Genomic DNA, 13,020 nt, shown 5'->3' on the forward strand with positions numbered 1-13,020 from the left:
CTCGTCCACACCCCCTGTGGATAACCGCCTTGGCGCTGGGGCTCCCGGCGCCTTAGCGTGGGCCCTCCGCCCGACACTCCCGCCCACCCCGGCGTCCGATTTGTCACTGCCGTGGCGTACAAAGAGGAGCGGCTCCGCTCCAGAACTCGCACCACTCGCTGATCGGGGAACACGCGTGACCGGCCCCCAGTACGACCCCCACGACGCCCCGCCGCCGGAGGAGGACTGGCAGCCCGCCGAGGACCCGTTCCCGGCCGGCGCCTTCGACGACGCACCCTTCCCGGACGGGCCGAGCGACCGGCTGCCGGTCTCCCGCAACCGCGGCGGTCAGGGCGGCGGCCGCGGCGACGGCCAGGGCGGCTTCCGCAAGGGCGGCGACTTCAAGAAGGGCGACCGCCGGGACCGCCGCGAGGACGAGGGCCAGGGCGGCGACGGCTTCGAGCGCGTGCCCCCGCAGGACCTGGCGGCCGAGCAGTCCGTCCTCGGCGGCATGCTGCTCTCCAAGGACGCCATCGCCGACGTCGTCGAGATCCTCAAGCCGGCCGACTACTACCGGCCCGCGCACGAGCTGGTCCACGGCGCGATCCTCGACCTCTACGCCCGCGGCGAGCCGGCCGACCCGATCACCGTCGCCGGCGAGCTGACCAAGCGCGGCGAGCTCCAGCGGGTCGGCGGGGCCGCCTACCTGCACACCCTGGTCAACTCCGTCCCGACCGCCGCCAACGCCGAGTACTACGCGCAGATCGTCCACGAGCGCGCCGTGCTGCGCCGCCTGGTCGAGGCCGGCACCCGGATCGCCGGCATGGGCTACGCGGCCGAGGGCGACGTCGACGAGATCGTCAACGCCGCCCAGGCGGAGATCTACGCCGTCACCGAGCAGCGCACCAACGAGGACTACGCGCCGCTCGCCGACATCATGGAGGGCGCCCTCGACGAGATCGAGGCGATCGGCTCCCGCAACGGCCAGATGTCCGGCGTGCCGACCGGCTTCGCCGACTTCGACCAGCTCACCAACGGCCTGCACCCCGGCCAGATGATCGTCATCGCGGCCCGACCCGCCATGGGCAAGTCCACCCTCGCGCTGGACTTCGCCCGGGCCTGCTCGATCCACCACAAGCTGCCGAGCGTGATCTTCTCGCTCGAAATGGGCCGCAACGAGATCGCCATGCGCCTGCTCTCCGCCGAGGCCCGGGTCGCGCTGCACCACATGCGCTCCGGCAACATGACGGACGACGACTGGACCAGGGTCGCCCGCCGGATGCCCGACGTCAGCGAGGCGCCGCTGTTCATCGACGACTCGCCGAACCTGTCGATGATGGAGATCCGCGCCAAGTGCCGCCGGCTCAAGCAGCGCAACGACATCAAGCTGATCGTCATCGACTACCTCCAGCTGATGCAGTCCGGCGGCTCCCGCCGGGCCGAGAACCGCCAGCAGGAGGTCTCGGACATGTCCCGTAACCTCAAGCTGCTGGCCAAGGAGCTGGAAGTCCCGGTCATCGCGCTCTCACAGCTGAACCGTGGCCCCGAGCAGCGCACCGACAAGCGGCCGATGGTCTCCGACCTGCGTGAATCCGGCTCGATCGAGCAGGACGCCGACATGGTCATCCTGCTGCACCGCGAGGACGCCTACGAGAAGGAGTCCCCGCGCGCGGGCGAGGCCGACCTGATCGTCGCCAAGCACCGAAACGGCCCCACCGCGACCATCACCGTCGCCTTCCAGGGCCACTACTCGCGCTTCGTCGACATGACCCGGGACTGACGGCCGCGGGCCCCGGCCCGGTCAGAGCGTCACGGTGGCGCGGAAGACGGTCGCCGCCGGGCCGGCGAGCCGGGTGGGGGCGCCGGTGGCGGGGAGGAACGCGGACTGGCCGCGGGCGAGGGTCAGGGCGGTGCCGTCCGCGGCGGTGAGGTGGGCGGTGCCCTCGGTGCAGAGCAGGATCTGCGGGGTGCGGCCGTCGATCTCGTACGCGGTGTCGGCCAGGGTGAAGCGGGAGAGCCGGAACTCGTCGATCGGGACGGGGTACAGCTCCTCGCCGGGGACGGCCCCGACCGGGCGCGGGTGCACCAGCTCGGGGGCGCAGGGCTCGAAGACGACGACCTTCAGCAGCTCGGGCACGTCGATGTGCTTGGGCGTGAGGCCCGCCCGCAGCACGTTGTCCGAGTTGGCCTGCAGCTCGACGCAGGCGCCGGACAGGTAGGCGTGCGGCACGCCGGCGCCCAGGTAGAGCGCCTCGCCGCTGTGCAGCCGGAAGTGGTTCAGCAGCATGCCGGCGATCACGCCGCGGTCCTCGGGGAAGTCCTTCGCGATCCGGGTGTACGGCGCGTACTCGCCCTCCGGGTCGGTGCGGCCCAGCGCCTCGACCGTCTCCCGGACGGTCCGCGCGGCGCCCTCCCCGTCCATGGTGAGCACGGCGGCCAGCGCGCCGCGCAGCGCCTCGGACTGGTCCTCGGCGGCCAGCAGCGCGATCACCGGGGCCAGCCCGGGCACCGCGAGGCCGGCCAGCAGACGGGCCGCGTCGGCGGGCCGGCGGAAGCCGCACAGGCCCTCGAACTCGCCCAGCGCGCAGACCATTTCGGGCTTGTGGTTGTCGTCCCGGTAGCTGCGCTCGGGGGCGTCCAGCGGGATGCCGAGGGCGTTCTCGGCGGCGAACCCGGCCCGGGCCTGGGAGATCGTCGGGTGGGCCTGGATGGACAGCGGGATCCCCGCCGCGAGGACCTTGAACAGGAACGGCAGGGCCGGGCCGAACTTGGCCACGCTCGCTGCGCCCAGCTCGCCCCGCGGGTCGGCGGCGATCAGCTCGTCCAGCCGGCGCGGGCCGGCGCCGCGGTCGACCCGGGACGGGTCGCCGGGGTGGGCGCCCATCCACAGCTCGGCCTGCGGTTCGCCGGTGGGCTCCACTCCGAGCAGCTCGGGCAGGGCCGTGAGCGACCCCCAGGCGTACGGGCGGACGGTGTTGACGAGCCTGTCCATGCGCGCGGTCCTACTCCTTCGCTGACTGCCTCCGCCGGGCTGGGCGGGCGGGTGCCGGATCGCCGGGGCGGGCCCCGGCGGCGCGGGCGGTACGGGCGGTACGGGCAAGCGCCAGGGCAAGGGCATCGACCCTAGCCGACCGGTGTCCCGGACGGGGAAACGGCGGGTGTCCGGTGGGAGTGCCGAGGACGGACCGGCGGTTCCCGGGGGCGCGGTAGTAGGATGCCAGGACGCGGAAGTCTCCGCCCCGCGCGACAGTTCCCCACCGCGGCGATCGCCGGGGGGTCGGCGGCGGAACCGCGTTCCAGACTGCGGGAGCCGGTGTCCTGGCACTCCCCGCCATCGGCCGAGAGGTTTGTACGTGACCGTGAACCAGCGGAGTTTTGCTGATCTCGGCAGGGTTCTGGTGATCATCCCGACCTACAACGAGGCGGAGAACGTCCAGCGGATCGTCGGCCGGGTCCGCGCCGCCGTGCCCGAAGCCCACGTGCTGGTCGCCGACGACAACAGCCCGGACGGCACCGGCGAGCTGGCCGACAAGCTGGCCGCCGACGACGGCCACGTGCACGTCCTGCACCGCAAGGGCAAGGAGGGCCTGGGCGCCGCCTACCTCGCGGGCTTCCGCTGGGGCATCGACGAGGGCTACGACGTCCTGGTCGAGATGGACGCGGACGGCTCGCACCAGCCCGAGGAACTGGACCGGCTGCTCGCCGCACTGCGCGGCGCCGACCTGGTGCTGGGCTCGCGCTGGGTGCCCGGCGGCCGGGTCGTGAACTGGCCGAAGTCCCGGCTGCTGCTCTCGCGCGGCGGCTCGACCTACTCGCGGCTGATGCTGGGCGTGCCGATCCGGGACGTCACCGGCGGCTACCGGGCCTTCCGCAAGGAGACCCTGCTGGGCCTGGGCATGGACGAGGTCGCCTCGGCCGGGTACTGCTTCCAGGTCGACCTGGCCTGGCGCACCGTGAAGGCCGGCTTCAAGGTGGCCGAGGTGCCGATCACCTTCGTCGAGCGCGAGCTGGGCGCCTCCAAGATGAGCCGCAACATCGTGGTCGAGGCGCTGTGGCGGGTGACGTCCTGGGGCGTCGCCGACCGGGTGGCCAAGCTGCGCGGGGGCGCGAAGCAGCGCTGATCCGATCGTGCGCGATCGTGCGAAGGGCCCGTCCACCGGTTTCCGGCGGACGGGCCCTTCCGCGTGCCGCGCCGTGCCGTGCCCGGGCCGAGGCCGGGTCGAGGCCGGGTCGAGGCCGCGACGGTGTGAGCCGACCGTCACGACCCGTCTGGCGCGCCTCGCTCGCGATCGGTCGCCGGTGCTCCCATGCTGTAGGGCGCAGCACGTCCGACCGCGAACAGAGGGAGCAGCCCGTGACGTCGTCCCCGCCCGAGGAGAGCGCCGACGCGGACGGGGTGGACGCCGAGCCCGCCGCGGCCGGCGCCGCCCCGGAGGCCGAGCGGCCCGCCCGGCCGCTGGAGGTCGCCGTCTTCACCGGCCCCGAGTCGGCCTTCTTCGCCACCTCCACGCTGATCCTCGGCGAGCACGCGGCGATCCTGGTGGACGCCCAGCTCACCCGCAGCGCCGGACGGGAACTGGCCGAATGGGTCGCCGGCAAGGGCCGGCGGCTGCTCGCCATCGTCGTCACCCACCAGCACCCCGACCACTACTTCGGCGCCGAGGAGGTGCTGAAGCTCTTCCCCGAGGCCCGGCTGCTGGCCGCGCCGGCGGTGGTCGAGGGCATCCGGCGCACCGCCGCCGCCAAGGTCGCCCAGTGGAAGCCGGTCTACGGCGACGACATCCCGGACCACCCGCTGGTCCCCGCCCCGCTGCTGCCGCAGCCGCTGATGCTCGACCGGCAGGTCATCCCGGTGCTGCTGCTCGGGCAGGGCGACTGCGGGAACTCCACCGTCGTCCACGTACCGAGCGTCCGCACGGTGATCGCCGGGGACTTCGCCTACAACGGCACCCACGTGTGGACGGCCGACACCACCCCCGCGCAGCGCACCACCTGGGGGCACAACCTCGACCGGATCGCCGACCTCGACGTGGACCGGGTGATCGCCGGGCACCGCGCCCCCGAGCAGGGCGACGACGCCGCCCGGGTGCTCGCCTTCACCGGCGAGTACCTGCGGGACTTCGACCGGCTGCTGGCCGAGCACCCGGACGACGCGGAGGCGTTGACCGCCGCGATGAACGAGCGGTACGGGGAGCTGACGCTGCCGACCGTCCTGGAGCTGGGCGCGGCGGCGGCGACCGCCGCCCGGGAGGACCAGGGGGACGAGGAGGGCCGGGAGGACACCGTGGACCCGGAGGACACCGTGGAGATCTCCCCGGAGGACCTCGCGTAGCCGGGCGGGATACTGGCCGCATGACGCCGTACGACGTGATCGTCCCGGCGGGCGGCGCCGCCCGCCGGCTCGGCGGGGCCGACAAGCCCGGCCTGACCGTGGGCGAGCGCAGCCTGCTCGACCGGGTGCTCGCCGCCTGCGCGGGCGCCCGCACCACCGTGGTGGTCGGCCCGGCCCGGCCGACCGGGCGGGCCGACGTCCGCTGGACCAGGGAGCAGCCGCCCGGCGGCGGGCCGGTCGCCGCCGTCGCGGCCGGGCTCGACCTGGTCACCGCCGACACCGTGCTGCTGCTCGCCGCCGACCTGCCCTTCCTGGACCGGCGGACGGTGGACCGGCTCGCCACCGCCCTCGACGAGGCCGGGGAGCACGCGGACGCCGCCGTCCTGGTCGACGCCGGCGGACGCGACCAGCCGCTCGCCGCCGCCTACCGCACCGCCCCGCTGCGCGCCGCCCTGGCCGCCCTCGGCGACCCGGCCGGGCTCCCGCTGCGCCGCCTCACCGGCGGGCTGGCCCGGGTGCTGGTGGCCGACACCGACAACGTCGCGTACGACTGCGACACCTGGGAGGACCTGGAGCAGGCCCGGGAACGGGACCGGCGGCAGGACTGAGACCCGGTCGGGGCCGGGGGGCGGTTCCGAGGAGCGGTTCCGAGGGGCGGTTCACGGCCCCGGCGCGGGCGCCGTGAGCGAATCGACGCGCACCGCACACGGGGCGAACACGTCGGGGAAACCACCGATCGGGCAGCATGGGCGCATGGAGCGCACGCTGGATGACTGGATCGCCGAGGTCAACGCCGACCTGGGCATCGACCTGGACGTGGACGTCCGGGGCCTGCTCGACGTGGCCCGGGTGGTCGCGCACGGAGTGGAGCGGCCCGCCGCGCCGCTGACCGCCTTCCTGATCGGCTACGCCGCCGCCCAGCAGGGCGGCGGGCCGGAGGCCGTCGCCGAGGCGGCCCGGCGGACGGTGGCGCTCGCCGAGCGGTGGACCGCCGCGGCCGGACCGGGCGAGCCGTGAGCACGGTCGGGCAGACCGCGATGGCCGCACCGCACGCGGGCCCCGGGGTGCTCGGCTGGCCGCAGGCCCGCGAGACCGCGCGGCGGGCCGGGCTGCGCCCGCTGCCCGCGCTCGGGCTGCCGCTGGCCGAGGCGCTGGGCCACACCCTCGCCGAGCCGCTCACCGCGCTGACCGACCTGCCCGCCTTCGACACCTCCGCGATGGACGGCTGGGCGGTCGCCGGGCCCGGCCCCTGGCGGGTGGCCGGGCGGGTGCTGGCCGGCCGCACCGAGGTGGCGCCGCTGGACGACGGGGCCGCCGTGGAGATCGCCACCGGTGCCCAACTGCCGCCCGGCGCCACGGCGGTGCTGCGCCGCGAGCACGGCCGCGTCGACGGCACGCTGCTGCACGCGTGCGGGCCGACGCCGCTGACCACCGGTCAGGACGTCCGGCCGCGCGGTCAGGAGTGCCGCCGGGGCGAGGAGTTGCTGCCGGCCGGCGTGCCGGTCGGCCCGGCCGTGCTCGGCCTCGCCGCCGCCTGCGGCCACGACCGGCTGTCGGTCCACCGCCGTCCGGTGGTCCAGCTGCTCGTCCTCGGCGACGAGTTGCTCGCTTCCGGGGTGCCCCGGCCGGGCCTGGTCCGGGACGCGCTCGGGCCGCTGCTGCCGCCCTGGCTGCGGGCCGCCGGGGCCGAGGTGGCCGAAGTCCGAGGCGTGCGGGACGACTTCGGGCTGCTCCGGGACGCGCTGCGGCACTCCGGGGCCGACGTGGTGGTCACCACCGGGGGCACCGCGGCCGGGCCGGTCGACTTCCTGCACCGGGCCCTGGCCGAGGCCGGCGCCCGGCTGCTGGTGGACGGCGTGGCCGTCCGGCCGGGGCACCCGATGCTGCTGGCCGAACTCCCCGGCGGGCGGCACCTGGTGGGCCTGCCCGGCAACCCGCTGGCCGCCGTGGCCGGCATGGTCACGCTCGCCCTGCCGCTGCTGCGCGCCCGCAGCGGGCGCGGTGCCGAGAGCCCCGCCGCGGCGCCGGCCGCCGTCGCGCTGCCCGGGCACCCGGCGGACACCCGGCTGCTGCCCGTCCGCCGCGGCGCCGAGGGCGTCCGCCCGCTCGCCTTCGACGGCCCGGCGATGCTGCGCGGCCTGGCCCGGGCCGAGGCGCTGGCCGTGGTGCCGCCCGGCGGCGCCGCGGCGGGGGAGACCGTCGAGCTGGTGGAGGCTCCGTGAGTGCGCGAAGCGGGGCGGGAGCATGAGTCGCCTGCGACGAGCGGCCGCCGGGCCGGGGACGGATCCGTGGGCGGACGCCGGGATCGTGCTGCCCGCGCGGCGCGCCGAGCCCGCCGTCCGGCAGGTCGGCTCGCGGCTGCTGCTGGCGCTCGCCGTCCTGGTCGCCACCAGTGTGATCGTCTACCTCGACCGGGCCGGCTACCACGACAACGCGGGCGGCGAACTCAGCTTCCTGGACGCGGCGTACTACGCCACCGTCACGCTCTCCACCACCGGGTACGGCGACATCACGCCGTACAGCGACAGCGCCCGGCTCATCAACATCCTCGTCATCACCCCGCTGCGGGTGCTGTTCCTGATCATCCTGGTCGGCACCACGCTGGAGGTGCTGACCGAACGGACCCGCCTGCAATGGCGGTTGAACCGCTGGAGGTCCACCGTGCGCGAGCACACCGTCGTCATCGGGTACGGGACGAAGGGGCGCAGCGCCGTCGACACCCTGCTCGGGCAGGGGGTGAAGAAGGAGGAGATCGTCGTCGTCGACCCGCAGCGCAAGGCGGTCGAGCAGGCCTCGCAGCAGGGCCTGGTCGGCGTGGTCGGCGACGCCACCCGCACCGACACCCTGGTCCGCGCGGCGCTGCCGGTGGCCGCCCGGGTGGTGGTCGCGCCCGAGCGGGACGACACGGCGGTGCTGATCACCCTGACGGCGCGCCAGTTGAACAAGACGGCCACCGTGGTGGCGGCCGTCCGGGAGGACGAGAACGCGCCGCTGCTGCGGCAGAGCGGTGCCGACGTGGTGGTCACCAGCTCCAGCTCGGCCGGGCGGCTGCTCGGCCTGTCGATGCTCAGCCCGCACGCCGGGGCGGTGATGGAGGACCTGCTGACGTACGGGCAGGGGCTGGACGTGGTGGAGCGGCCGGTCACCCGGGCCGAGGCCGGGCACGGCCCGCGCGACTGCGCGGACCTGGTGGTCGCGGTGGTGCGCGGGCGGCGGGTGCTCAACTACAACGAGCCGGAGGCGGCGGTGCTGCAGCTGACCGACCGGGTCATCGTCATCAGGGCGACCGGCGGCGGGGCCTGACGCGGGAACTGCCGTGCCGCGCAGTAGGTTCGGGGCATGCATGCGATGACGATTCCCGTACCCGGCGGTCCCGAGGCGCTCGTCTGGGCCGAGGTGCCCGACCCGGTGCCCGGCGAGGGCGAGGTCCTGGTCGAGGTGGCGGCCACCGCCGTCAACCGTGCCGACCTGCTCCAGCGGCAGGGCTTCTACAACCCGCCGCCCGGCGCCTCGCCGTACCCCGGGCTGGAGTGCGCGGGGCGGATCGTCGCGCTCGGGCCGGGGGTGTCCGGCTGGGCGGTCGGCGACGAGGTGTGCGCGCTGCTGGCCGGCGGCGGGTACGCGGAGTTGGTCCCGGTCCCGACCGGGCAGCTGCTGCCGATGCCGAAGGGTCTGGGCCCCGAGCAGGCCGCGGCGCTGCCGGAGGTGGCGTGCACGGTGTGGTCCAACGTCTTCCTGACCGCCCACCTGCGGCCCGGTGAGACGGTGCTGCTGCACGGTGGCGCCAGCGGGATCGGGACGATGGCGATCCAGCTGGCCAAGGCGGTCGGCGCGCGGGTCGTGGTCACGGCGGGCAGCCCGGAGAAGCTGGCCCGCTGCGTCGAGCTGGGTGCGGACGTCGCGATCGACTACCGCGAGCAGGACTTCGTCGAGGAGGTCCGCAAGGCCACCGGCGGGGCCGGGGCGGACGTCATCCTGGACATCATGGGCGCCAAGTACCTGCAGCGGAACGTCGAGGCGCTGGCGGTCAACGGACGGCTGGTGATCATCGGGCTGCAGGGCGGGGTGAAGGGCGAGCTCGACCTCAACCTGCTGCTGCGCAAGCGCGCCGCGGTGATCGCCACCAACCTGCGCGGGCGGCCGCTGGCGGAGAAGGCGGCGATCGTGGCGGCGGTGCGGGAGCACGTGTGGCCGCTGGTGGAGTCCGGGGTGGTGAAGCCGGTGGTGGACCGGGTGCTGCCGCTGGCCGAGGCCGGGGCCGGTCACCGGGTGCTGGAGGCGGGGGAGCAGGTCGGGAAGGTCGTGCTGCGACGGGCCTGAGGGCTGCTGTCCTGCGGGCCTGAGAGCCCGAGCGCCCGAGGGCCCTCCGGGCGGGGGCCCGGGCCGAGGTCCGACATGCCCTTGTTGTCGGATTGTGTGAGGCTGGTCGCGAGCTGTCCCGCCGCCGACCCGCCCCCGGGCGCGGTCGGCCGTCGGAAGGACCTCCGACCGTGGCCGCACCTTCTCGCGCGTTCCGCGCGCACGCGCTCCTCGGGCCGCTGCCCGTTCCGCCGCACCACCGTCGCAACCGCCGTGGCCGCCGCTCCCGCCCGGACTCCCGTCCGAGCCGGGCGCGGCGGCTCCTCACGGCCACCGTGCTGGGGGTGACGCTGCCGCTGGCCGTCGTCTCGATCGCGGCGGCCGCGCCCTCGCCGGGGGTGGTGTCCGCTCCCGCCCCGGCGCCCTCCGGCGGGTCCCCGTCCGGGGCGGCCGCTCCGACCGCACCGGGGCCGGCACCCGGGCCCGCTCGGACCCCGGCCGCCGCGCCGCCGCAGCACCCCGTGCGTCCGCACCCGGAGGGCGTCGACCCCCGGGTGCTCCGGCACCGGCCCGGCTCGATGCCCGAGCGGGCCGAGGCCGCCGCCGAGCAGGCTCCCGAACAGGTGCCGGAGCTGGCGCCCGAGCAGGCCGCCGATCAGGGCGTCGAGCAGGCGCCGGACCAGGCGGCGGAGGACGACCCGGGCGACCCGGACGCGGCTTCGCCCACCGGCGACCCGGCCTCGGAGAGCGTTCCGGTGGCCTCCGGCCAGACCGTCGCGGCCATTGCCGCGCCCGTCGTGCTGCCGGCCCGCTGGCAGGACGCGTCCACGGTGCAGCTGCCGCTGGGCGTCGGGCTGGGCCTGATCGGCTGCGGCGTGGGCCTGGTCGGGCTGCGGCTGCGGCGCGGCTAGCAATCGGTCCGCGGGCGGCGGCGCGGTCCTCCGGCCCGGGGTGTTCGACGGCCGCCGCGGTGCGGCCGCGCGGGATCTGAGTACCCGTACGGATTCCGGTCCGCGCCCGGTGGGCGTACCGTCGTGCGGGGTGGCGCAGGCCGGCGGGACGCACGGGGGCTTCCGCCCGACCAACCCCAGTGAGAGAGAATGTTGTTCATGACGAATCCGATGAACGAGCGCCCGTCCCAGGAGCCCTTCCGGGCCGCCGGCGGGCAGTCGCAGGACGGCCAGAAGGTGCTGATCGTCGGACCGGACGGGCTGCCCGTGGGCCAGGGGTTCGCCGCCGCGGACGACGGGGACGACGAGGGCGACCTGCCCCGCGAGCTCCCGGTGACCGAGATGGTCGAGCAGCCGGCCAAGGTCATGCGCATCGGCAGCATGATCAAGCAGCTGCTGGAGGAGGTTCGGATGGCGCCCCTCGACGAGGCGAGCCGGGCCCGGCTGAAGGACATCCACGCCAGCTCGATCAAGGAGCTGGAGCTCGGGCTGGCCCCCGAGCTGGTCGCCGAGCTGGAGCGGCTGTCGCTGCCGTTCACCGAGGACTCCATCCCGACCGAGGCCGAGCTGCGGATCGCCCAGGCCCAGCTGGTCGGCTGGCTGGAGGGCCTGTTCCACGGCATCCAGACCGCCCTGTTCGCGCAGCAGATGGCGGCCCGGGCGCAGCTGGAGCAGATGCGCCGGGCGCTGCCGCCCGGTCTGCACGGGGGCGAGGCGGACGAGGACGAGTCGGGCCAGGGCCGCGGCATCCGTTCCGGCCCGTACCTGTAGGCGCCACCGCCGCGGGCCGCCGACCCGCCACCGGGGGGTGGCGTACGGTGCCGGGCCGGGTGCGGCCCCCGGGGCCGTTCGACGTCGGCGCGAGCCGCTACTCTGACCCCTGTCGCAGGCCGAATCCGCCGCGACAGGGGTCTGCCGGGCCAGCGGGCCGGGCCCATCACGCACGGACGAGAGACCGAACGTCACGGTCGCGGCACCGCGCCGCGCCGAGGGGGAGCAGAGGACCATGAGCGAGCACGGCAACGCGGCGGTCGAGGGCTTCTCCCTGGGCAACGGCCGCTATGTGCTGCAGCGGCTGCTGGGCGAGGGCGGCATGGCCTCCGTGCACCTCGCCTACGACAGCGTGCTGGGCCGGCAGGTCGCGCTGAAGAGCATGCACAGCGACCTGGGCCGGGACGACTCGTTCAAGGAGCGGTTCCGCCGCGAGGCCCAGGCCGTGGCCCGGCTCGAGCACCCGAACATCGTCACGGTGTACGACAGCGGCGAGGACGTCGCCGCGGACGGCTCCAGCACGCCGTACATCGTCATGCAGCTGATCGACGGCAAGGGCCTGCGGGAGTCGATCAATGACGCGGTCGCCCAGCAGGGCGCGATGCCGACCGAGGAGGCCCTGCGGGTCACCGTCGGCGTGCTGAACGCGCTGGAGGCCTCGCACGACATGGGCCTGGTGCACCGCGACATCAAGCCCGGCAACGTCATGTTCGACCGCAAGGGCAACGTCAAGGTCATGGACTTCGGCATCGCCCGGGCGCTGGAGTCCGGCGTCACGTCGATGACGCAGACCGGCATGGTGGTCGGCACCCCGCAGTACCTCTCGCCCGAGCAGGCGCTCGGCAAGCCGGTGGACGCCCGCTCCGACCTGTACTCGGTCGGCGTGATGCTCTTCGAGATGCTCACCGGGCAGCTGGTCTTCGACGGCGACTCGGCCTTCTCGATCGCCTACAAGCACGTCCAGGAGGAGCCGTCCGCGCCCTCCGCGGTCAACCGGGCGGTCACCCCCGAGGTGGACGCCTACGTCGCCAAGGCGCTGCGCAAGGACCCGGCGCACCGGTTCCAGAGCGCGGCGGAGATGCGGGACGAGGCCGAGCGGCTGATCGAGGCCGCCAAGGGCGGCGGCAGCGGGCGCGGGCTGCAGGCCAGCACCCCGCTGGTGATCGGGGAGGGCCCGCGCTCGGCGCACGCCGCGCCGCACGCCCCGCAGACGCCGCAGCCGTTCCCGGGGCAGCAGTACCAGACCCCGCCGCCGGCGTACCAGACCCCGGCCCCGCAGGCGCCGCACACCCCGCAGCCGCAGTACCTGCAGCAGGGCGGGCAGCCGCGGCCGCAGTACCAGACCCCGCCGCCGGCGTACCAGACCCCGCGCCCGCAGTTCCCGCAGCCGGCGCACACCCCGCCGCCGCGGCCGATGCCGCCGTACCAGCAGCCGAAGCCCTCCGGCGGCGGCTGCTCGACGGCCGCGGTGGTGATCGCGATCATCGTCGGCGTGCTGGTGCTGGCCGGGATCATCATCGCGATCGTGGTCAACAAGGCGCAGGAGAAGACCGGCGGCAAGGTCGGGCACGCCGCTCCGCCGGCGGCCGTCCTGGTCCTGGACGCCCCGACTGACCGGAATGCCCTGATCTGACGGTCTCCGCCGGATTCGGGCGTGCTACGCACCCTCTCCGGAAGCGGTAGCGTTCG

The 13,020-nt window shown here is 75.2% G+C and carries 10 protein-coding genes and 2 pseudogenes; 11 read left to right on the forward strand and 1 reads right to left on the reverse strand.

From position 1 onward, the window contains the following. Positions 1-301: 301 nt before the first annotated feature. Positions 302-1,759, forward strand: coding sequence for a replicative DNA helicase (gene dnaB / locus AB2U05_RS16525; RefSeq protein WP_045692747.1), 1,458 nt, complete (start codon positions 302-304; stop codon positions 1,757-1,759). A 21-nt stretch (positions 1,760-1,780) separates the two neighbouring features. Here dnaB and manA read toward each other — a convergent pair whose 3' ends face one another. Beyond that, positions 1,781-2,971 carry a mannose-6-phosphate isomerase, class I gene (gene manA / locus AB2U05_RS16530; protein ID WP_369183583.1) on the reverse strand — a complete coding sequence of 397 codons (1,191 nt, stop codon included), beginning with the start codon at positions 2,969-2,971 and terminating at the stop codon, positions 1,781-1,783. 361 nt (positions 2,972-3,332) lie between these two features. On the opposite strand from manA, the gene AB2U05_RS16535 reads away from it, so the two are divergent. From AB2U05_RS16535 to AB2U05_RS16580, 10 genes and pseudogenes are all read left to right on the forward strand, one after another. Next, on the forward strand, positions 3,333-4,100 hold the full coding sequence (locus tag AB2U05_RS16535; RefSeq protein WP_045692700.1) for a polyprenol monophosphomannose synthase: 768 nt from the start codon (positions 3,333-3,335) through the stop codon (positions 4,098-4,100). A gap of 233 nt (positions 4,101-4,333) precedes the next feature. After that, the gene (locus AB2U05_RS16540; protein WP_052707139.1) at positions 4,334-5,311 is read left to right on the forward strand and encodes an MBL fold metallo-hydrolase; all 978 of its coding nucleotides are present in this window, start codon (positions 4,334-4,336) and stop codon (positions 5,309-5,311) included. A gap of 20 nt (positions 5,312-5,331) precedes the next feature. After that, positions 5,332-5,907: pseudogene (locus tag AB2U05_RS16545) on the forward strand (molybdenum cofactor guanylyltransferase); the annotation flags it as partial. A gap of 139 nt (positions 5,908-6,046) precedes the next feature. Then, a pseudogene (locus AB2U05_RS16550) lies at positions 6,047-6,328 on the forward strand (DUF6457 domain-containing protein); the annotation flags it as partial. A 20-nt stretch (positions 6,329-6,348) separates the two neighbouring features. Then, positions 6,349-7,533 carry a molybdopterin molybdotransferase MoeA gene (locus AB2U05_RS16555; RefSeq protein ID WP_369185960.1) on the forward strand — a complete coding sequence of 395 codons (1,185 nt, stop codon included), beginning with the start codon at positions 6,349-6,351 and terminating at the stop codon, positions 7,531-7,533. A gap of 22 nt (positions 7,534-7,555) precedes the next feature. Next, a complete protein-coding gene (locus AB2U05_RS16560; protein ID WP_369183584.1) occupies positions 7,556-8,614 on the forward strand; it encodes a TrkA family potassium uptake protein in 1,059 nt (352 codons plus the stop codon). Positions 8,615-8,650: 36 nt separating this feature from the next. Then, entirely contained in the window at positions 8,651-9,631 is a 981-nt protein-coding gene (locus tag AB2U05_RS16565) for an NAD(P)H-quinone oxidoreductase (RefSeq protein WP_045692699.1), read from the forward strand. Between the two features lie 170 nt (positions 9,632-9,801). After that, positions 9,802-10,521, forward strand: coding sequence for a hypothetical protein (locus tag AB2U05_RS16570; protein WP_369183585.1), 720 nt, complete (start codon positions 9,802-9,804; stop codon positions 10,519-10,521). A 198-nt stretch (positions 10,522-10,719) separates the two neighbouring features. Next, complete coding sequence (locus AB2U05_RS16575) at positions 10,720-11,331, forward strand: bacterial proteasome activator family protein (protein ID WP_208615401.1); 612 nt, start codon at positions 10,720-10,722, stop codon at positions 11,329-11,331. A 235-nt stretch (positions 11,332-11,566) separates the two neighbouring features. Next, positions 11,567-12,964 (forward strand): protein kinase, encoded by a 1,398-nt coding sequence (locus tag AB2U05_RS16580; protein WP_063773451.1) that lies wholly within the window; start codon positions 11,567-11,569, stop codon positions 12,962-12,964. Positions 12,965-13,020 lie beyond the last annotated feature (56 nt).

The sequence above is a fragment of the Streptomyces sp. Y1 genome (genome assembly GCF_041053115.1).
GTDB classification, from domain to species: Bacteria; Actinomycetota; Actinomycetes; order Streptomycetales; family Streptomycetaceae; genus Kitasatospora; species Kitasatospora rubellomurina.